The organism is Aquabacterium sp. TM01 (genome assembly GCF_057808345.1).
The window spans coordinates 2097770-2115942 of record NZ_AP046529.1; the positions used below are offsets into that span (position 1 = coordinate 2097770).

Genomic DNA, 18173 nt, shown 5'->3' on the forward strand with positions numbered 1-18173 from the left:
CACACCATGAAACTCTGCGGCTTTGACGTTGGCCTGAACCATCCCTTCTTCCTGATCGCCGGCCCCTGCGTGGTCGAGTCCGAGCAGTTGCAGATGGACACAGCCGGCACGCTCAAGGAAATCACCTCCGAGCTGGGCATTCCGTTCATCTTCAAGTCGAGCTACGACAAGGCCAACCGCTCCAGCGGCACATCCTTCCGTGGCCCGGGCATGGAGAAGGGGCTGGAAATCCTGGCCAAGGTCAAGCGCGAGCTCAACGTGCCCATCCTGACAGACGTCCACAGCGAGAGCGAAATCTCCGCCGTGGCCGCCGTGGTCGACGTGTTGCAGACGCCGGCCTTCCTGTGCCGCCAGACCGATTTCATCCACGCGGTCGCGCAGTGCGGCAAGCCGGTGAACATCAAGAAGGGCCAGTTCTTAGCCCCGGGCGACATGAAGAACGTCATCGACAAGGCCCGCGCCGCCGCCCGTGCAGCCGGCCTGAACGACGACAACTTCATGGCCTGCGAGCGCGGTGCCAGCTTTGGCTACAACAACCTCGTGTCCGACATGCGCTCGCTGGCGATCATGCGCGAGACCAACGCACCCGTCGTGTTCGACGTGACGCACTCGGTGCAACTGCCGGGCGGGCAGGGCACGTCTTCCGGCGGTCAGCGCGAGTTCGTGCCTGTGCTGGCGCGCGCCGGCGTGGCCGTGGGTGTGGCTGGGCTCTTCATGGAGACCCACCCGGATCCGGCCTGTGCCTTGTCTGACGGCCCCAACGCCGTGCCGCTCAAGCACATGAAGGCGCTGCTCTCGACCCTGGTCGAACTCGACCGCGTCACCAAGAAGAACGGCTTCCTGGAAGCCAACTTCAATTGACCCCATAAAATCGGCGGTTTGCCTTGACGGCAAGCCGCTTTTCGCTTTTCAAAACTTCTATTCTCTTGAGGAAACCCAGATGAGTGCCATCGTTGACATCATCGGCCGCGAGATCATCGACAGCCGCGGAAACCCCACCGTCGAATGCGACGTGCTGCTGGAAAGCGGCGTCATGGGCCGTGCGGCCGTACCGTCGGGCGCCTCCACCGGTTCGCGCGAAGCCATCGAGCTGCGTGATGGCGACAAGAGCCGTTACCTGGGCAAGGGCGTGCTGAAGGCCGTTGAGCACATCAACACCGAAATCGCCGAAGCCGTGCTGGGCCTGGACGCTTCCGAGCAAGCCTTCCTGGACAAGACCCTGATCGACCTCGACGGCACCGACAACAAGGGCCGCCTGGGTGCCAACGCCATGCTGGCCGTGTCGATGGCCGTGGCTCGTGCTGCCGCCGAAGAAGCCGGCCTGCCGCTGTACCGTTACTTCGGTGGCATGGGCGCCGTGCAGCTGCCCGTGCCGATGATGAACGTCATCAACGGTGGCGCACACGCCAACAACAACCTGGACATCCAGGAGTTCATGATCCTGCCGGTGGGCGCGCCGACCTTCCGTGAAGCCCTGCGTTACGGCGCCGAGGTCTTCCACGCCCTCAAGAAGATCCTGCACGACAAGCACATCAGCACCGCTGTGGGCGACGAAGGCGGTTTCGCCCCTTCCGTGGCCAGCCACGAAGAAGCCATCCAGCTGATCCTGCAAGCCATCGAAGCCGCCGGCTACACCGCTGGCGAACAGATCATGCTGGGCCTGGACTGCGCCGCTTCCGAGTTCTTCAAGGACGGCAAGTACCACCTGGAAGGCGAGGGCCTGAGCCTGACGGCCGAGCAGTGGACCGACATGCTGGCCACCTGGGTCGACAAGTACCCGATCATCTCGATCGAAGACGCCATGGGCGAAGGCGACTGGGACGGCTGGAAGCACTTGACCGAGCGTCTGGGCAAGAAGGTTCAGCTGGTGGGTGACGACCTGTTCGTGACCAACACCAAGATCCTGAAGGAAGGCATCGAGAAGAACATCGCCAACTCGATCCTCATCAAGATCAACCAGATCGGCACCCTGACCGAAACGTTTGCCGCCATCGAAATGGCCAAGCGCGCCGGTTACACCGCGGTGATCTCGCACCGTTCGGGCGAAACCGAAGACAACACCATCTCCGACATCGCCGTCGGCCTGAACGCTGGCCAGATCAAGACCGGTTCGATGAGCCGCTCCGACCGCATGAGCAAGTACAACCAGCTGCTGCGCATCGAAGAAGACCTGGGCGACGTGGCCGTGTACCCGGGCCGCAGCGCCTTCTACAACCTGCGCTGATCGCTGTCAGCGGCAGAGGATGCCCTCTCAATGGGGCATCGTCGACACACGGGGCCTTCGGGCCCCGTTTTTCATGGGCACTGCATGGATAATGACGGAATGCGTGTCGCGACCTTGATTTTGCTGGCCCTGTTGGCCGTGGTGCATGCCGAACTGTGGTTTGGCAAAGGCAGCGTGCCGCGCGTCATGACCTTGCGCACCGAGGTAGAGGCGCAGCAAAAGGCCAACGCGGTGGCGCAGGCGCGCAACCAGCAACTGGCCGCCGAGGTGCGCGATCTGCAGGAAGGCCTGGAAATGGTCGAAGAGAAGGCGCGCACCGAACTGGGCATGGTCAAACCGGACGAAATCTACGTTCAGATGACCAGCCAGTTGCCGCAGCTTTCGCCCGTGCCGGTCGCCTCCAAGCCCTGATGCTCACCTCCGAGATCTTGAGTGGGTGGCTGACCTGGGCGCAGCCTTTGCTGGCCCCTTGGTGGACGGCCTGGGGCGTGCCGGTCAGCTACCTCGAAGCCTTGGCCTTCGTGCTGTCGCTGTGGATGGTCACCTGCAACCTGCGCGTCAACCCCTTGGGCTGGCCCTTGGCCATTGCCAGCTCGCTGCTGTACGGCATCTTGTTTGCCCATTTCGGCCTCTATGGTGAAGCCAGTCTGCAGCTGGTGTTCGTGGCCATGTCCTTGTGGGGATGGTGGCAGTGGCTGCGTGGCGTCGATGCGCAGCAGCAGGCGCTCACCGTGCGCCCACTGAGCACCCAGGGCAGACTGGTCAGCGTTGGGGCCCTGTTGATCCTCTGGCCCGTGCTGGGTGGGCTGCTCGCTCACATCACCGACTCCACAGTGCCCTATTGGGACGCCTTGCCCACCGCCGGCAGCCTGATCGGCCAGTGGCTGCTCGGACGCAAGTGGGTGGACAACTGGCCGTGCTGGCTGGCCGTCAACGTCATCAGCATGGGGTTGTTTGCGTACAAGGAACTGTGGCTCACGGTCATCCTCTATGGCATCTTCGCGGTACTGTCAACCGTGGGCTGGCGCCAATGGCTGAGCCTGGCGGCACAGGGCAAGGCGCGCGCATGAGCAGCCATGTGATTGCCCTGGTGGGCGCAGAGAGCACCGGCAAGACCACGCTGGCGCGCGAGCTGGCCCGCGTGCTGGCCGGGCGCGGGGTCGATGCCGTGATGGTGCCTGAGGCCTTGCGGGACTTCTGCCTTCAGCACGACCGCACGCCCTTGCAGCACGAACAGGTCGCCATCGCCGCCGAGCAGTCCCGCCGCATCCACGAAGCGGCGCAGGGCCACAGCGTGGTGCTGGCCGACACGACGGCGCTGATGACCGCCATCTACAGCGAGTTCATCTTTGACGACCGCAGCCTGTATGAGACGGCGCTGCGCGACCATGCACTGACCGATCTGACTTTGCTGACCTCGCTGGATCTGGCCTGGACGGCGGACGGCCTGCAGCGCGACGGCCCGCATGTGCGCGAGCCGGTGGACCAGCTCATCCGCCAGGCCTTGCAGCACCACCAACTGCCTTACAACGTGGTGGCAGGGCGGGGTGTGGCCCGGGTACAGCATGCGCTGTCGGCCATCGAGCACCTGATGGATGCGCCTCAACGCCAGTTGCGCGCCGCCAGCAGTCCCCGTTGGCGCTGGTACTGCGATCACTGCGATGACGGGGAGTGTGAGCAGCACGGGCTGGGTGATGTTCGAGGCTGACGCCGCGGCCCGCGCACCCACTGGCCCCTTGCAGGTGCTGTGGCAGGACGATCGCTTGGTGGCCGTTCACAAACCTGCGGGCTGGCTGGTGCACCGCACCTGGCTGGATGCCCACGAAACGCGCTTTGTGATGCAGACCCTGCGGGACCAGTTGGGGCGTCATGTCTACCCGGTGCACCGACTGGACAAGGGGACCTCGGGGGTGTTGCTCATGGCGTTGGACCCGGAGGCGGCACGCGCCATGACGGCGTTGTTCGAAACCCGCCAGACGACCAAAGACTATGTGGCCCTGGTGCGCGGGTGGCCGGCGCCCGAGGTGAGGGTAGACTACGCCCTCAAACCCGACGATGCCCCGGACGATGCGCTGCCACAGGACGCAGTGACCCGCTTCCAGCGTTTGGCCACCTTGCAACTGGACGTGCCGGTGGACCGCTACCCGACCACCCGGGTGGCGTTGGTGCAGGCGTGGCCGGAAACCGGACGTCGTCATCAGATTCGCCGTCATCTCAAGCACCTGGCTCACCCGATCATTGGGGACGCCACCCACGGCAAGGGTGCCCACAACCGCTGGTGGGCCGAGCAACTGGGGCAGCAGCGCCTGTGGTTGCATGCCAAACTCCTGGCTTTCGTGCACCCGTTCTCTGGCGAGGATGTGAAGATCACGTCCGACTGGCGAGACCCGGCATTGAATGCCGACTGGTGCCAGCTTCAGCGAGACTGGCACTGGCAGTTCGAGCCGACGCTCGCCGAGGGCGATGCGACGGCTCCACGGGTCATTGCAGACGGGTCGAACCCGGCGGGGTGACAACGCCCTCGGTGAACAGCTCACCGGCGTCGATCGGGTCAAAGTGGTAGTGCTCGCCGCAGAAGTCACAGCCGATCTCGACCTGCCCCTGTTCGGCAATGATGGACTCGACCTCTTCCTGGCCCAGGCTGCGCAGCATGCCGGCCACGCGTTCGCGTGAGCAGGTGCAGGCAAACCGCGGACCGGTCGCGCCTTGTTGGGGCTCGAAACGGCGCACATCTTCTTCCCAGAACAGGCGGCGCAAAATCGTGTCGGCGTCCAGCGTCAGCAGCTCTTCCTGCTTGAGCGTGGCAGCCAGGTGAGCGATGCGGTTGAAGGCGTCATCCAGCTCCAGGTCCTCGGCGCCGCGCGAGCCCTGGGCCAGATTGGCTTCGCCTTCGACCGGCAGACGCTGAATCAGCAGGCCGGCAGCCACCTCGTCGTTGGCGGCCAGCACCAGCTTGGCATCCAGCTGCTCGGACTGGCGCATGTAGTGCTCCAGCACCTCGCTGAGGCTGTGCAGAGGGTGGTTGCGCTCGTCGTTGAGGGGCACTACGCCCTGGTAAGGGGTCTGGCCCGGCAGGCGGTCTTTCGGATCGAGCGTGATCGCGCAACGCCCATGGCCGTTCACATTGACCATCACCTCCAGGGGCAGGCGACCCGTGTCGGTGGCCGGCAACTCGCCCACCAGCTTGGCGGTGGTGCGGAAAGCCAGGTCAGGTTGGACTTCGGTGACGGCCAATTTGACGGGACCTTCGCCGAAGATCTGCATCACCACAGCACCATTGAACTTGATGTTGGATTGCAGCAGCACACCGGCCGCGCTCATCTCGCCCAGCAGGCGACGCAGCGGTGCTTCGAACGGCCCTGCGGTTTCGCGCCGACGCAGCAGCTCTTGCCACCCGTCGGTCAGGCGAACCAGCATGCCGCGCACCGGCAGGCCTTCGAACAGAAACTTGTGCAGTTCACTCATGAAAACTCATTCTTTCGGTGCGTCGATTCGCACCATGTCGGTCCGATATTGGGCCGATTTGCTCACATACAAGGCCGTCCCCATCTGCATCCGGGTGATGTCGGCTTCACTCAGCGGGCGCACCGCTTTGGCGGGCGAGCCCATGATCAGCATGCCGTCTTCAAACACCTTGCCCTCGGTCACCAGGGCCCCAGCGGCCACCAGGCAGTTCTTGCCAATGACGGCGCCGTTGAGCACCACGGCCTGGATGCCGATCAGCGAACCATCGCCGATGGTGCAGCCGTGCAGCATCGCCTGATGCCCCACGGTCACATTGGCGCCGATGGTCAGCGGGTAGCCAAAGTCGGTGTGCAACACGGACGATTCCTGCACATTGGAGTTGAGGCCAATGACGATGGGCTCGTTGTCACCGCGCAGCGTCACATGCGACCACACGCTCGTGCCCTCGGCAAGAAACACCTCACCGATCACGTCAGCCGAGTCGGCCACATAAGCGCTGGGATGAACCTGCGGAACCTTGTCCTTGATGCGGTAGATGGCCATGTTAGTTCAGGGCGACAGGGCCCGTGCGACGGCAGTGAAGAGGCCCTGATTTTAAGAGGCTTGGCGGCTTTTGCGTCCTCGACAGGGTCAACGTGAATTTATGATCAGCCTTGTTGAGATTCAAACCATTTTTCTGCGTGGGTGCAAGCATGAAAACCGTCGGCGACAAACTGGAACCCTTCAAGGTCGTGGGCGTCAAGCCTGGCTTCCTGCATGAAGAAGAGCACGGCCACTCGGCCTTCGTGGACCTCACCGAGGCCAGTTTTCCTGGCAAGTGGAAGGTCATCTATTTCTATCCCAAGGACTTCACCGCCGTTTGCGGCAGTGAGGTGGCCGGTTTCGACAAGCTGGCCAAAGCGTTTGCCGACGCCAACGCCGTGCTGATGGGCGGTTCGACCGACAATGAACACTCCAAGCTGGGCTGGCGCCGCGAGAGCCCCGAACTGGGCCCGTTGAACCACTTCAGCTTTGCCGATGAAACGGGCTCCTTGATCGACCAACTCGGGGTGCGCGACAAGGACAGCGGCATTGCCCTGCGCGCCACCTTCATCGTCGACCCGGACAACACCATCCGCCATGTGAGCGTCAACAGCCTGTTGGTGGGACGCCAGCCGGAAGAAGTGCTGCGCGTGCTGGATGCACTGTTGACCGATGCCCCCTGTTTGTGCAATCGCGAGGTTGGCGGCGCCACCCTCTGACCCGACTTTCCCAAGATGCTGTTCCTGCTGTCCCCGGCCAAGAGCCTCGATTACGACACCCCGGCCACCACGAAGCGCCACACCTTGCCGCAGTTCATTGACGAGTCTGCCGCTTTGATCGAGGTGCTGCAACCCTATACACCGGCGCAGATTGCCTCCTTGATGGACCTGAGCGATGCCTTGGCATCGCTGAACGTTGCCCGCTACGGGGCCTGGACGCCTGCCTTCACCCCAGACAACAGCAAGCAGGCGGTACTGGCCTTCAACGGCGACGTGTACGAAGGCCTGGATGCGGGCAGCCTCTCGCAGGCCGATCTGGATTGGGCCCAGACCCATGTGGGCATCCTCAGCGGTCTGTACGGCATCCTGAGGCCGCTGGACTGGATGCAGCCCTATCGCCTGGAGATGGGCACGAAGTTGCCCAACCCACGCGGCAAGGACCTGTACGCCTGGTGGGGTGACACCCTGGCCGAGCATCTGAATGCGCAATTGGCGCAGCAGGGCGACAACGTCATCGTCAACCTGGCCTCGCAGGAGTATTTCAAGTCGGTCAAGCGCAAGGCGCTGAAGGCACGTGTTGTGGAGTGCGTGTTCGAGGACTGGAAGGGCGGCAAGTGGAAGATCATCAGCTTCCATGCCAAGCGCGCCCGGGGCCTGATGGCCCGCTTTGCCATCATGCACCGCGCCAAGACGCCAACCGACCTGCTGAGCTTTGATCTGGAAGGCTATGCCTACGACGCCGCGATGTCAGAGCCCGATCGACTGGTGTTCCGCCGCCGATTGGAGGCGTAAACAGCTGGCGTGAGGCGAGGGCGGCGTACCGCCCAGCCCCCAAAAGCAAATCGGCCCCGCGGGGCCGATTTTTCATGACGATGAGCGCGATGTGCGCCCCCGCCCATGTGTGTCAGCGGCTGCGCGGACGCGAGGGGCCGCCAGAGCGGCCGCCGGCACCACCAGCGCCACCGCCACCACTGCGCTGGCCAGAACCCTGACCACCACCTTGGCCACCTCGGCCTGCTGAGCGCTGGCCACCGCCACCACCCGGGCGGCCCGAACCACCCGAGCGACCACCACCGCCACCCGAACGACCGCCTGGTGCACCGCCGATGGTGCGACGACCCAACAGGATCGGTTCGGCGCGCTCATTGGGGTCTGGCTCGAAGCCCGGCACCACTTCGCGCGGAATGCTCCGCTTGATCAGCTTTTCAATATCGGCCAGGAAGCTGTTTTCGTCCACGCACACCAGCGAAACGGCTTCACCTTCGGCGCCCGCACGGCCGGTGCGGCCAATGCGATGCACGTAGTCTTCGGGCACATTGGGCAGCTCATAGTTCACCACGTGGGGCAACTGGTCGATGTCAATGCCACGGGCTGCGATGTCGGTGGCCACCAGCACCTGCAGATCGCCACTTTTGAACTCCGCCAGGGCGCGTGTGCGGGCACTCTGGCTCTTGTTGCCGTGGATGGCCATGGCCGTGATGCCCTGCTTCTCCAGGAACTCGACCAGGCGGTTGGCGCCGTGCTTCATGCGCGTGAACACCAGCACCTGGTGCCAGTTGTTGCTCTTGATCAGGTGCGCCAGCAGGTCCTTCTTCTGCTCGCGGCCGACCGGGTGCACCTTCTGGGCGATGGTCTCGGCCGTGGTGTTGCGGCGGGCCACTTCGATCACCTGGGGCGAGTTCAGCAGACGGTCGGCCAGGGCCTTGATCTCGTCGGAGAACGTGGCCGAAAACAGCAGGCTTTGCTTCTTCGCCGGCAAAATGGCCAGCACCTTCTTGATGTCGTGCACAAAGCCCATGTCCAGCATGCGGTCGGCCTCGTCGAGCACGAAGAACTCGACCTTGCTCAGGTCGAGGTTGCCTTGCTGGTGGTGATCCAGCAGGCGGCCGGGTGTGGCCACCAGCACATCGATGCCATTGCGCAGGCCCGACAGCTGCGGGCCCATGCCCACGCCACCGAACATCACCATGGACTTGATGGGCAGGTACTTGCCATAGACGCGCACGCTCTCTTCAACCTGGGCGGCCAGTTCACGCGTAGGTGTGAGGATCAGGGCGCGGATGGGGCGCTTGCCCTGCGTGGCCGGTGCCGGCGAGGTGCTCAGCTTGTGCAACAGGGGCAGGGTGAAACCGGCGGTCTTGCCGGTGCCGGTCTGGGCGCCAGCCAGCAGGTCACCGCCTGCAATGACGGCCGGGATGGCTTGGGTCTGAATGGGGGTAGGGGTGGTGTAGCCGGTTTCGGCAACGGCTTTCAACAGAGGCTCGATGAGCCCCAAACTTTCAAACGACATGAGATCTTTGCCCTTAAGAGGGTGACAAGGCGACTGCACTCGCGTGGTCCGGGCCAGGACGCGGCGAGTCAACCAATTGGCAATGCTGTGGGGGATGAGTCAAACGCCGCGGTGCGGGGACAAAACCACCGCAAGCCGGCAGATGCAGGTTGGAGCCAGCGCGATGCATGGCAGAACACGAGCGGAACGGGTGGAGGGAGTGGCCCTGTTGTCCGTCGTTTCCAGACCTGGCGTTCATGATACCCCGTGGGGCCGAACTTTGGGGCCGGGAGCACCTAGAATCTCCGCATGAATTCAATGGTTCTCGCCCGCAAATACCGTCCCAGAGGCTTTGACAGCATGGTTGGCCAGGGGCACGTGGTCCAGGCCCTGGGCAACGCGCTCACCCAGCAGCGTCTGCACCACGCCTATCTGTTCACCGGGACCCGGGGCGTGGGCAAGACCACGGTGTCGCGCATTCTGGCCAAATCGCTCAACTGCGTCGGGCCGGACGGGCAGGGCACCATCACGGCCTCGCCTTGTGGGCAGTGCCAGCCATGCCGCGACATCGACGCGGGCCGCTTTGTCGATTACGTCGAGCTGGATGCTGCTTCCAACCGGGGCGTAGACGAGATCTCGCAGTTGCTGGAGCAGGCTGTCTACAAGCCGGTGCTGGGGCGCTTCAAGGTCTACATGATCGACGAAGTGCACATGCTCTCGACCACGGCCTTCAACGCCATGCTCAAGACGCTGGAGGAGCCGCCCGACTACCTGAAGTTCGTGCTGGCGACCACCGACCCGCAGAAGGTGCCCGTCACGGTGCTGTCGCGCTGTCTGCAGTTCAATCTGCGCCCGATGGCCGTGCAGACCATGCAGGAGCACCTGGCCCATGTGCTCGAGATCGAGCAGATCGGCTTTGATGCGGGTTCCTTGCGCCTGCTGGCGCGCGCCGCACGTGGCTCCATGCGCGATGCGATGTCGCTGACCGATCAGGCCATTGCCTTTGGCAGCGGCAAACTGGAAGAGGGCGCCGTGCGCCAGATGCTGGGTGCGGTCGATCGCCAGCACGTGCAGCGCATCATCGAAGCTGTGGCCGCCGGAGATGGCGCCGCGCTGGTGGCCGCCGTGGACACCTTGCGTGAGCTGGGCCTGTCGGCCGCCGGCACTCTGGAAGAGTTGGCGACCGCCTTGCAACGCATGGCGGTTTGCCAGGCGGTGCCGCAAGCCGTGGCCTCTGAGGGCCCGGACGAAGCCACCTGGCATCGCCTGGCGCCGTTGCTCGCCCCGGACGAAACCCAACTGTTCTACAGCCTGTGTCTGCAAGGCCGTGCCGAGCTGGCTCTGGCGCCTGACGAGTACAACGGCTTGTTGATGCTGCTGCTGCGTTTGCTGGCGTTCAAGCCCGGACACAGCTACGGTGCTGCAGGGAGCCCACAGCCCCCAAAAGCTGACGGCTCGGTTGCGCGCACGGCGCAGACCGAGCCAGCCACACCGTCCATCGCGCAGCCCGCTTCTCAGCCGACCTCGCAGCCCGTGTGGCGGGCTGCCTCTGTTGAGGCGACGGCTTCTGTATCGGCGCCTCCAGCTTCGTCGGCAAGTACGGTTGCTGATTCGCCCTCAACGGCGGCGCCAGTGCCTCAGCTTGTGACGGCGCCTGCGGCTCCGCAACAGCCTGCTCCGCGCGAGCAGGCATCGCCTTCAACGGTGCCCGCCGAACGCCCGGCAACCGGTGCCATGCCACGACTTGCGCTCACGCCGCAACCACCGGCGTACCCAGCGCCTGCCGCGGCTGCATCCGGTCAAAGAACAGCCGAACCCGCCCGCTCCAGCCAAGGCGTCGCGCCGTGGGATGAGCTCCCCCCGGAGGCCGACCCATCGCTGGCCGACGCGCAAGAGCCGTCCCTGGCCGAGCGTGAAGATGATTTCGCGCCGCCCTCCGAGTTCGATCGACCGGAGCCGCCCGACGCCTTTGACGCGCCATCTCGCCCTGCCGCGCCGTCGCGACCTACGGCCAGCACGGTGCCGTCTCTGGACCTGCCGCCTCCGGGCAGCGATCCGCTGTCGGACCGTTGGGCCGAGCTCGTCGGGCAGCTGCAAGCCCGTGGCTTGATCGCCGCCCTGGTGCGCGAGCTCGCCATCCAGGCGCAGTGCATCGCCCACGAAGCTGGCAGCACGCACAGCCTGTGGCGCCTGCGCGTCGAACGCGAAAGCCTGCGCAGCGACAACCTGCGCGACCGTCTGGCCCAGGCCCTGTCCGAGCTGCTCGGACAAGAGGCCCAGCTGGAATTGGAGCGCGGTGTGGCCTTCAACACCCCTGCCCAGCGTGATCAGGTGGCCCGCGAACTGCGGCAACAGCGGGCGGAACAGCTGATCAGTGACGACCCTCTGGTCCAGCAACTCATGAAACAGTACCCCGGCGCCCGACTGGTGCCGGGCTCCATTCACCCCCTGGCGGATGAGACCGGTGCCTGATCCGGTCACAATCACGCTTTGCACAAGAAAGGATGAGCCATGCTCAAAGGACAACTCGCAGGCTTGATGAAACAAGCCCAGCAAATGCAGGACAACCTCAAGAAGGCCCAGGACGAACTGGCCAATGTCGAGGTGGAAGGCCAATCGGGCGCCGGCCTGGTAAAGGTTGTCATGACCTGCAAGAACGACGTCAAGCGTGTGACCATCGACCCCAGCCTGCTGGCCGATGACAAGGACATGCTGGAAGACCTCGTGGCCGCCGCATTCAACGATGCCGTGCGCCGTGCCGAAGCCACCAGCGCCGAAAAGATGGGCAAGCTGACGGCTGGCATGCCCATGCCTCCTGGCATGAAGTTCCCCTTCTGATCGGCAGCGCGTCATGGCGGACCCCGCACTCGACGCGCTGATCGACGCGCTGCGCTGCCTGCCCGGTGTCGGTCAGAAATCGGCCCAGCGTATGGCTTTCCATTTGCTGCAGCACGACCGCCCCGGTGCCGTGAAGCTGGCGCGGGCGCTGGATGCGGCCGTGTCCGAGATCGGTCACTGCCAGCGTTGTCACACCTTCAGCCGCGCCGAGGTGTGTGACGTCTGCCTGGACACCACCCGTGACCCGCACCTGCTGTGCGTGGTCGAGACGCCGGCCGACCAGGCAGCGCTAGAGCGCACGGGCAGCTACAAGGGACAGTACTTTGTGCTGCTGGGCCGTCTGAGTCCGCTCGATGGCCTGGGTGCACGCGATATCGGGCTCTCAGCCCTGATCGAGCGCGCCACCGATGGACAGGTGCGCGAGGTGATCCTGGCCACCAACTTCAATGCCGAGGGCGAGGCCACGGCCCATGTGCTGGCCGAGCAACTCAAGGCCCGAGGATTGAAGGTCACGCGCCTGGCGCGCGGTGTGCCTGTGGGAAGCGAACTCGAATACGTCGATCTGGGCACCATTGCCCATGCCTTCATGGACCGACGCTGAACGTTTTTCAAACAAAGACAGGCCGACTCAGGCCACGGAGACAAGCATGAGCATTGCGAATTGGTGTGTGTTGGCAGCCTGCCTGCTGCCGGTGGTCACTGTGGGTGCCGCCAAGGCCAGCGCGGGCATGAAATCGCCCCGCAAAGGCGGCTATGACAACCACAACCCGCGTCAATGGGAAGCCAGCCTGACAGGCTGGCAACAGCGGGCCAACGCGGCCCAGGCCAATGGCTTCGAGGCGCTGCCGCTGTTCATCGCGGCGGTGCTGATGGCCCAGCAGGCGCAAGCCAATCAGGCTGTGATCGACCAGTGGGCACTGGCCTTCATCGGCATCCGCCTAGCCTATATCGCAAGCTACCTGATGGACAAGGCCGCACTGCGCAGCCTGATCTGGATGGCCGGCTTGGCCGTGTGTATTTACATCATGTCGCTGGCAGGCTGAGTGGCGGGCTGAGCAAAGGCTCAGCCCCAGTACCGGCTCCGGCCCGCTGGGCAGCGTCAGCGGGCGCTGGCCACGCGGACCCGGGCATTGCGGCCCGACGCCCCAGCGCGAGACTTCGCGCTACCCTTGGTCGCAGCGACCACGGTTTTGCCCTTGCGGGCCTTGACCTTGTCGTCCACTTTGGCCTCGCGCGTCACGCGCCCCTTCTTGGCAGAAGCCAGTGTGCGTGAAGCCTGTGCCTTGCCCTGGTTGGGCACGTAAACCACGATCTGCTCGCCACGCTTGAAGCGGGCCGATGCGCCCACCTTGTTCCACGACGCTACCTGGGCCACGCTCAGCCCATAGCGCTGAGCCACCGTGCGCACGGTGTCGCGCTTGCCCGCCTTCAGCGTCATGCGGCGCAGTGGCGGCACATCGGGGGCCAAGGCCATCATGGCGTTGTCGGCCAAGGCGACCGACACATCGCGCTCACGCTGTTCGGAGCGATGCACCAGCAGGGTCGAACCGGCCTTCACCAGCATCTTGGGGGGAATGCGGTTCACCTCGCGCAGTGTGGCCTCCGGCATGCCCAACTGCTTGGCCACATCGGCCGGCCGCATGGTCTTGGGCACCAGCCAGGCCGTCCAGGTGGCCAGCGCGCCCTTGTGCTTGCTCAGGTTGCGCACGAACAGGTGGGCATTGTCGTAGGGCAGTAACAACTGAGGCGTCCCGGCCGCCAGAATCACGGGCTTGTTCTGGGATGGGTTCAGCGCCTTGAACTCGTCCACCGGCAGGGCGGCCAAGCGGGCCGCCAAGGCCACATCCATGTCGCGCTGGATGGGCACGCTCACAAAGTAAGGGTGATTCTCAATGGGCGTGAGCGTGAGGTTGTGAGCCTCGGGCTGGGCGACGATGTTGCGAACCGCCTGCAACTTGGGCACATAGTTGCGCGTCTCCGCAGGCATGCTGATGCTGAGGTAATCGGTCGGCAGCCCCTGGCTCTGGTTGCGCTTGATCGCGCGCTGCACATTGCCTTCACCCCAGTTGTAGGCTGCCAGGGCCAGGTGCCAGTCACCAAACATGCGGTGCAGACGCTGCAGATAGTCGAGCGCCGCCCGGGTCGAGGCCAGCACATCACGACGCTCGTCCCGGAAGATGTTCTGCGTGAGGTCAAAGTCCTTGCCTGTGGCCGGCATGAACTGCCAGATGCCGGAGGCGCGGGCCGAGGAGGTGGCCTGTGGATTGAACGCGCTCTCGATGAACGGCAGCAGCGCCAACTCGGTTGGCATGTTTCGGCGCTCAATCTCTTCAACCACGTGGAAAAGATAGCGGTTGGCCCGTGCTGTCATGCGCTGGACGTACTCCGGGCGGCTGGCGTAGTAACGCTCATGCTGACCGACCAGTTCGTGCTCCAGCGGCGGCAACTGAAAACCATGTCGCACACGTGCCCAGAGGTCTTGAGTGGCGTCGCTGTCGTCGAGGTTCAGGGTGGCATCCGGCCGCAAGGGGTCGGTCGGGGTGCCGGCGGCCAACTTGGCTTCACGGTTGTTGGCGGCAGCCTGCGCTTCGTCGTCGGCCGCCAGAATGGCCGCAGGCCCCAGGTCGACGCGCAGACCGGAGTTAGGGTCTTCGCGAGTGGTGCGGCGGGCGATGGATTTGGTCACCGCCGAGGGACGCCCGCTCTGGCTTCTGAGCAACGTGTCCATGTCGGTGCCCGCTTGGGCCTGGGGTGGCGATACGGTGCCGCAAGCCGACAGCAGGAGGGTGAACAGTGCCGCTGCACCGAGGAGCAGGGGGCGGGGCAGACTGGGGCGGTTGATGGTGTTCAAAAGGTGTTCTTCCAAAGGCGAAGTGCCGCAAACACCGCCGCAGGGGTGGTGTCTTGGGCCTCGTGCACCAGGGCTGCAGACTGCACAGCGGCTTCGGTACAGCGCAAGAAAGGGTTGATGGCCAACTCGGTGGCCAACGTGGTGGGCAGGGTCGGCAAACCGGCCGCACGCAGGGATTCACAGTGCGCCACATGCTGTGCCAGCGCGGCATTGGCAGGTTCGACCGCCTGCGCAAAACGCAGGTTGCTCAAGGTGTACTCATGGGCCGGGCACAGGCGGGTGCTGGCAGGCCATTGGGCGATCCGATTGAGGCTGTGGTGCATCTGGGCCATCGTGCCCTCGAACACGCGCCCGCATCCGCCACTGAACAGGGTGTCGCCGACGAACGCCAGCGGAGTGGGGTCGCTGTTGCCCAATCCATCAGGCGCGAAATACGCGATGTGCCCGCGGGTGTGGCCTGACACATCGTGGACGCTGAAATGCAGCCCCTGCCAGACCACCACATCTCCGTCCGCCACGGCATGGGTCACGCCCGCAATGGATTCGTCTCGGGGGCCATAGACCGGCAGGTCACTTCTTTGTAGCGCCGGAAGGCCCCCAACGTGATCGCCATGGTGATGGGTCACTAGAATGGCGGTCAGCTTGAGCCCGTTTCGCTTGAGTGCGTCGTTCACCGGCGCAGCATCCCCCGGATCGACCACCAGGGCTTCGGCGCCGTTGTGGATCATCCAGATGTAGTTGTCAGCGAAGGCGGGTAGGGCGAGTAGATTCATGAGCAAAGTCAGTCCCATTATAGAGTTGCATCCCTGGCTGGCCTTGCCGTCCGGCCAGGCTTTACTTGACTGGGAACAAGCGCAAATGGATCGCTTGGTGGCCGACATGTTTGGCTTCCACGCCCTGCAGTTGGGCCTGCCAGAACTGGACGGCCTTCGCTGCAACCGCATGCCGCACAAATGGCTGGCGCTCGACAGCCGGTACGCCGCGTGGCAGCCGCCCGCAGACCGTGCACCCTTGATCCACGAACCCTTGGTGCTACCGGAAGGGTTGATGCACGGCGCGCCACTGGGCTTGCGCTGTGAGTTCGAGGCGCTGCCAGTGGCCAGCAACAGCCTGGACCTGGTGGTGCTGCCCCATGCACTGGAGATGGCGCGTGACCCGCACGCCACCTTGCGCGAGGTGGAACGCGTGCTGGTGCCGGAGGGACGGGTGCTCATTGCCGGGTTCAATCCTGCCAGTCTGTGGGGCGTGTCACAGCGGCTGGGGCTGTGGGGAATTGACTCAGCGCTGGTCTTGCCACAAGGCGAGTTCATCGCCTACTGGCGGCTGCGTGACTGGTTACGCCTGCTCGGCCTGGAGGTGGAGGCCGGCGGCTTCGGATGCTACCGTCCGATGACCCACCACGCCCGCACCTGGGAGCGCTTGCGCTGGATGGAACACGCCGGCGACCGCTGGTGGCCGGTGCTGGGTGCGGTCTACTTCGTGGTGGCGGTGAAACGGGCGCGCGGGATGCGCCTGGTGGGCAAGCTCAAAAAGGCCCGGGGCGCTGCTGCAGCGGCCCCGGCGGTTGTGGCACAACGTCACCAACGTGACAGCCACGTTCAACAGGATGTGAATGGATGAGTGATTCGGCAATGCCAACCGTGGTGATGTACACCGACGGTGCGTGCAAAGGCAACCCCGGCCGGGGCGGGTGGGGTGTGTGGATGGTCAGCGGCCCTCACGAGCGCGAAATGTGGGGCGGCGAAGCCCTGACCACGAACAACCGCATGGAGTTGACCGCGGTGATCGAGGCGCTGAAGGTGCTCAAGCGTCGCTGCAAGGTGGTGATCTACACCGACAGCGAGTACGTGCGCAAGGGCATCACAGAGTGGATTGGGGGATGGAAGCGGCGAGGCTGGAAGACTGCCGACAACAAGCCCGTCAAGAACGACGATCTGTGGCGTACGCTGGAGGCCATGGCCGCCCAGCACGATGTGGACTGGCGCTGGGTGCGTGGCCACGCCGGTGACCCGGGCAACGAGCGGGCCGATGGCCTGGCCAACCGTGGGGCCGCTGAAGCCCGCTGAGTGGGCCGCAGGCTGAGCTGGCCCTCAGAGGATGAGGACCATGGTCAGCTTGTCGAAGTAACGCACCTGACCGGGACCGTCCACGACCTTGATCGCGTGCGGCACCACGCCACAGCCCTGAAATCCGGCGCGCTCGTACAGACGGATGGCCGACTCGCTGGATGCGGACACCCTCAGGACGATCTGCTCAAGCCCGATGGCTTGGCGGGCCTGGGCAATGGCCGCCTCGACCAGGCGAATGCCGATGCCTTTCCCGGTGTGCCGGGGATGAACCATCATGCTGTTGAGCTCGGCGCTGTGACGCAGTTTTTGCTGAGCCTGACGCTCCAGCCCGATCATACCGACCAGTTCAGAACCCACCCAGGCGCCAATGAGGAAGCTGCCGCCGAGAGTTTCGCCCAGACCCAGACGCCCCAGATAGCTCTCCGGAGGGCGCGCTCGCTCGCTGTCCAGGTCAGCATCAAACGCGTCCGGGTAGAGGCGCAGTGCTTCGTCGCGCAGGTTTTTGTAGGCACTCAAGTCTGCCGCCGCGATCCGTGCAATGCGCACGGATGAGTCAGTCTCGACCATTCAGTGTCTCCAGGCTATTGATGTTGTCAAATCCAGTCGCATCCGCGAAGGATACGCTCGTCCAGTTCAGCGCCTGGATACAAACCCTCAGTTTACGTTCATCTTGCGCAAACAAGCCTTCGAGCTTCGCAGAAACACCCTTGCGCAACAGCACGCAGACCCAGTGGAGACGCTGCTCGCCTTCCGTGCTGACCGTGGCAGGTACGACGGCGTCTGCGCCACAGCGCACGCCTTCCGCCAGCAGACGGGTCACGAGGTCGGGGGGGAGGCGGGGGGTGTCGCAGGGGGTCACCATGAGCCACGGCGTGGGGGTGTGCCTCAGCGCGGTGATGATGCCGGCCAATGGCCCACTGGCAAGGGGCAAGTCTGGCGCGTCGGGCAAGACCACCGGCACGCCCTCAGTCGTGGTGGCTTGGGCCTGCTGCAGCAAGCGCGCATAGTCGGGCAGGTTGCGGTTGGCAATGGCGAACTGGGTGGCCGTTTGTGCGACCAGACGATCCAGTACCCAAGCAGCCAGAGGACGCCCTTGATAGGGCACCAGTCCCTTGTCACGTCCCCCCATGCGACGACCTTCGCCTCCGGCGAGCAGGCAGCCGGTGACCTGTTGCCCAGAGGAGACCGTCATGGGGCGCTCACCCGCGGAGCCCGC

At 64.6% G+C, this 18173-nt stretch carries 21 protein-coding genes; 14 read left to right on the forward strand and 7 right to left on the reverse strand.

The annotated features are described in order from the left end of the window. Positions 1-6 precede the first annotated feature (6 nt). The 6 genes from kdsA to AC3WW4_RS09640 all read left to right on the forward strand — a co-directional run bounded on the left by kdsA (position 7) and on the right by AC3WW4_RS09640 (position 4737). The gene (gene kdsA / locus AC3WW4_RS09615) at positions 7-861 is read left to right on the forward strand and encodes a 3-deoxy-8-phosphooctulonate synthase (protein WP_488828191.1); all 855 of its coding nucleotides are present in this window, start codon (positions 7-9) and stop codon (positions 859-861) included. Positions 862-940: 79 nt separating this feature from the next. Further along, positions 941-2224: a phosphopyruvate hydratase gene (eno, locus tag AC3WW4_RS09620; RefSeq protein WP_488828192.1), complete on the forward strand. Its 1284-nt coding sequence runs from the start codon at positions 941-943 to the stop codon at positions 2222-2224. Positions 2225-2323: 99 nt separating this feature from the next. Then, positions 2324-2635, forward strand: a complete 312-nt coding sequence (ftsB, locus tag AC3WW4_RS09625; RefSeq protein WP_488828193.1) for a cell division protein FtsB — start codon at positions 2324-2326, stop codon at positions 2633-2635. Beyond that, positions 2635-3294, forward strand: a complete 660-nt coding sequence (pnuC, locus tag AC3WW4_RS09630; RefSeq protein ID WP_488828194.1) for a nicotinamide riboside transporter PnuC — start codon at positions 2635-2637, stop codon at positions 3292-3294. The genes ftsB and pnuC overlap by 1 nt, the downstream gene beginning before the upstream one ends. Further along, on the forward strand, positions 3291-3932 hold the full coding sequence (locus tag AC3WW4_RS09635; RefSeq protein ID WP_488828195.1) for an AAA family ATPase: 642 nt from the start codon (positions 3291-3293) through the stop codon (positions 3930-3932). Before pnuC ends, AC3WW4_RS09635 begins: the two co-directional genes overlap by 4 nt. Next, complete coding sequence (locus AC3WW4_RS09640) at positions 3919-4737, forward strand: pseudouridine synthase (protein ID WP_488829721.1); 819 nt, start codon at positions 3919-3921, stop codon at positions 4735-4737. Before AC3WW4_RS09635 ends, AC3WW4_RS09640 begins: the two co-directional genes overlap by 14 nt. Here AC3WW4_RS09640 and hslO read toward each other — a convergent pair. Next, positions 4706-5689 carry an Hsp33 family molecular chaperone HslO gene (hslO, locus tag AC3WW4_RS09645; protein ID WP_488828197.1) on the reverse strand — a complete coding sequence of 328 codons (984 nt, stop codon included), beginning with the start codon at positions 5687-5689 and terminating at the stop codon, positions 4706-4708. The genes AC3WW4_RS09640 and hslO overlap by 32 nt on opposite strands. 6 nt (positions 5690-5695) lie before the next feature. Beyond that, positions 5696-6232, reverse strand: coding sequence for a gamma carbonic anhydrase family protein (locus AC3WW4_RS09650; RefSeq protein WP_488828199.1), 537 nt, complete (start codon positions 6230-6232; stop codon positions 5696-5698). A 149-nt stretch (positions 6233-6381) separates the two neighbouring features. Between AC3WW4_RS09650 and AC3WW4_RS09655 the strand changes: the two genes are divergently transcribed. Next, positions 6382-6930 (forward strand): peroxiredoxin, encoded by a 549-nt coding sequence (locus AC3WW4_RS09655; RefSeq protein WP_488828200.1) that lies wholly within the window; start codon positions 6382-6384, stop codon positions 6928-6930. Positions 6931-6945: 15 nt separating this feature from the next. Next, complete coding sequence (yaaA, locus tag AC3WW4_RS09660) at positions 6946-7722, forward strand: peroxide stress protein YaaA (protein ID WP_488828201.1); 777 nt, start codon at positions 6946-6948, stop codon at positions 7720-7722. 112 nt (positions 7723-7834) lie between these two features. Here the strand turns inward: yaaA and AC3WW4_RS09665 are convergent, their stop codons facing one another. Further along, positions 7835-9220 carry a DEAD/DEAH box helicase gene (locus tag AC3WW4_RS09665; protein ID WP_488828202.1) on the reverse strand — a complete coding sequence of 462 codons (1386 nt, stop codon included), beginning with the start codon at positions 9218-9220 and terminating at the stop codon, positions 7835-7837. Between the two features lie 288 nt (positions 9221-9508). On the opposite strand from AC3WW4_RS09665, the gene dnaX reads away from it, so the two are divergent. The 4 genes from dnaX to AC3WW4_RS09685 are packed head-to-tail and all read left to right on the forward strand — an operon-like array spanning position 9509 to position 13080. Further along, on the forward strand, positions 9509-11671 hold the full coding sequence (dnaX, locus tag AC3WW4_RS09670; protein WP_488828203.1) for a DNA polymerase III subunit gamma/tau: 2163 nt from the start codon (positions 9509-9511) through the stop codon (positions 11669-11671). A 39-nt stretch (positions 11672-11710) separates the two neighbouring features. After that, positions 11711-12037, forward strand: coding sequence for a YbaB/EbfC family nucleoid-associated protein (locus tag AC3WW4_RS09675; RefSeq protein WP_300158602.1), 327 nt, complete (start codon positions 11711-11713; stop codon positions 12035-12037). Positions 12038-12050: 13 nt separating this feature from the next. Continuing rightward, entirely contained in the window at positions 12051-12638 is a 588-nt protein-coding gene (recR, locus tag AC3WW4_RS09680) for a recombination mediator RecR (RefSeq protein WP_488828205.1), read from the forward strand. Between the two features lie 46 nt (positions 12639-12684). After that, a complete protein-coding gene (locus tag AC3WW4_RS09685; RefSeq protein WP_488828206.1) occupies positions 12685-13080 on the forward strand; it encodes an MAPEG family protein in 396 nt (131 codons plus the stop codon). A 56-nt stretch (positions 13081-13136) separates the two neighbouring features. Here AC3WW4_RS09685 and AC3WW4_RS09690 read toward each other — a convergent pair whose 3' ends face one another. Together AC3WW4_RS09690 and gloB are read right to left on the reverse strand one after the other, a co-directional pair. After that, positions 13137-14765, reverse strand: coding sequence for a transglycosylase SLT domain-containing protein (locus AC3WW4_RS09690; RefSeq protein WP_488829722.1), 1629 nt, complete (start codon positions 14763-14765; stop codon positions 13137-13139). Positions 14766-14884: 119 nt separating this feature from the next. Then, entirely contained in the window at positions 14885-15661 is a 777-nt protein-coding gene (gloB, locus tag AC3WW4_RS09695; RefSeq protein ID WP_488828207.1) for a hydroxyacylglutathione hydrolase, read from the reverse strand. On the opposite strand from gloB, the gene AC3WW4_RS09700 reads away from it, so the two are divergent. Together AC3WW4_RS09700 and rnhA are read left to right on the forward strand one after the other, a co-directional pair. Continuing rightward, complete coding sequence (locus AC3WW4_RS09700) at positions 15660-16508, forward strand: class I SAM-dependent methyltransferase (protein ID WP_488828209.1); 849 nt, start codon at positions 15660-15662, stop codon at positions 16506-16508. The two genes, gloB and AC3WW4_RS09700, sit on opposite strands and share 2 nt — an antisense overlap. Positions 16509-16519: 11 nt before the next feature. Then, the gene (rnhA, locus tag AC3WW4_RS09705) at positions 16520-16954 is read left to right on the forward strand and encodes a ribonuclease HI (RefSeq protein WP_488829723.1); all 435 of its coding nucleotides are present in this window, start codon (positions 16520-16522) and stop codon (positions 16952-16954) included. Between the two features lie 24 nt (positions 16955-16978). Here rnhA and AC3WW4_RS09710 read toward each other — a convergent pair whose 3' ends face one another. After that, positions 16979-17524, reverse strand: coding sequence for a GNAT family N-acetyltransferase (locus tag AC3WW4_RS09710; protein ID WP_488828210.1), 546 nt, complete (start codon positions 17522-17524; stop codon positions 16979-16981). Continuing rightward, complete coding sequence (gene mobA / locus AC3WW4_RS09715) at positions 17511-18149, reverse strand: molybdenum cofactor guanylyltransferase MobA (protein ID WP_488828212.1); 639 nt, start codon at positions 18147-18149, stop codon at positions 17511-17513. The genes AC3WW4_RS09710 and mobA overlap by 14 nt, the downstream gene beginning before the upstream one ends. Positions 18150-18173 lie beyond the last annotated feature (24 nt).

What these genes read in the sequence shown, in the direction of transcription:
- AC3WW4_RS09700 (WP_488828209.1), top strand. Translation starts at nt 15,660, where the DNA reads ATGAGCAAAGTCAGTCCCATTATAGAGTTGCATCCCTGGCTGGCCTTG.
- AC3WW4_RS09710 (WP_488828210.1), bottom strand. Translation starts at nt 17,524, where the DNA reads ATGGTCGAGACTGACTCATCCGTGCGCATTGCACGGATCGCGGCGGCA.
- AC3WW4_RS09690 (WP_488829722.1), bottom strand. Translation starts at nt 14,765, where the DNA reads ATGGACACGTTGCTCAGAAGCCAGAGCGGGCGTCCCTCGGCGGTGACC.
- AC3WW4_RS09665 (WP_488828202.1), bottom strand. Translation starts at nt 9,220, where the DNA reads ATGTCGTTTGAAAGTTTGGGGCTCATCGAGCCTCTGTTGAAAGCCGTT.
- hslO (WP_488828197.1), bottom strand. Translation starts at nt 5,689, where the DNA reads ATGAGTGAACTGCACAAGTTTCTGTTCGAAGGCCTGCCGGTGCGCGGC.
- AC3WW4_RS09635 (WP_488828195.1), top strand. Translation starts at nt 3,291, where the DNA reads ATGAGCAGCCATGTGATTGCCCTGGTGGGCGCAGAGAGCACCGGCAAG.
- mobA (WP_488828212.1), bottom strand. Translation starts at nt 18,149, where the DNA reads ATGACGGTCTCCTCTGGGCAACAGGTCACCGGCTGCCTGCTCGCCGGA.
- gloB (WP_488828207.1), bottom strand. Translation starts at nt 15,661, where the DNA reads ATGAATCTACTCGCCCTACCCGCCTTCGCTGACAACTACATCTGGATG.
- recR (WP_488828205.1), top strand. Translation starts at nt 12,051, where the DNA reads ATGGCGGACCCCGCACTCGACGCGCTGATCGACGCGCTGCGCTGCCTG.
- AC3WW4_RS09685 (WP_488828206.1), top strand. Translation starts at nt 12,685, where the DNA reads ATGAGCATTGCGAATTGGTGTGTGTTGGCAGCCTGCCTGCTGCCGGTG.
- AC3WW4_RS09675 (WP_300158602.1), top strand. Translation starts at nt 11,711, where the DNA reads ATGCTCAAAGGACAACTCGCAGGCTTGATGAAACAAGCCCAGCAAATG.
- AC3WW4_RS09655 (WP_488828200.1), top strand. Translation starts at nt 6,382, where the DNA reads ATGAAAACCGTCGGCGACAAACTGGAACCCTTCAAGGTCGTGGGCGTC.
- pnuC (WP_488828194.1), top strand. Translation starts at nt 2,635, where the DNA reads ATGCTCACCTCCGAGATCTTGAGTGGGTGGCTGACCTGGGCGCAGCCT.
- yaaA (WP_488828201.1), top strand. Translation starts at nt 6,946, where the DNA reads ATGCTGTTCCTGCTGTCCCCGGCCAAGAGCCTCGATTACGACACCCCG.
- AC3WW4_RS09650 (WP_488828199.1), bottom strand. Translation starts at nt 6,232, where the DNA reads ATGGCCATCTACCGCATCAAGGACAAGGTTCCGCAGGTTCATCCCAGC.
- rnhA (WP_488829723.1), top strand. Translation starts at nt 16,520, where the DNA reads ATGCCAACCGTGGTGATGTACACCGACGGTGCGTGCAAAGGCAACCCC.
- ftsB (WP_488828193.1), top strand. Translation starts at nt 2,324, where the DNA reads ATGCGTGTCGCGACCTTGATTTTGCTGGCCCTGTTGGCCGTGGTGCAT.
- dnaX (WP_488828203.1), top strand. Translation starts at nt 9,509, where the DNA reads ATGAATTCAATGGTTCTCGCCCGCAAATACCGTCCCAGAGGCTTTGAC.
- AC3WW4_RS09640 (WP_488829721.1), top strand. Translation starts at nt 3,919, where the DNA reads ATGTTCGAGGCTGACGCCGCGGCCCGCGCACCCACTGGCCCCTTGCAG.
- eno (WP_488828192.1), top strand. Translation starts at nt 941, where the DNA reads ATGAGTGCCATCGTTGACATCATCGGCCGCGAGATCATCGACAGCCGC.
- kdsA (WP_488828191.1), top strand. Translation starts at nt 7, where the DNA reads ATGAAACTCTGCGGCTTTGACGTTGGCCTGAACCATCCCTTCTTCCTG.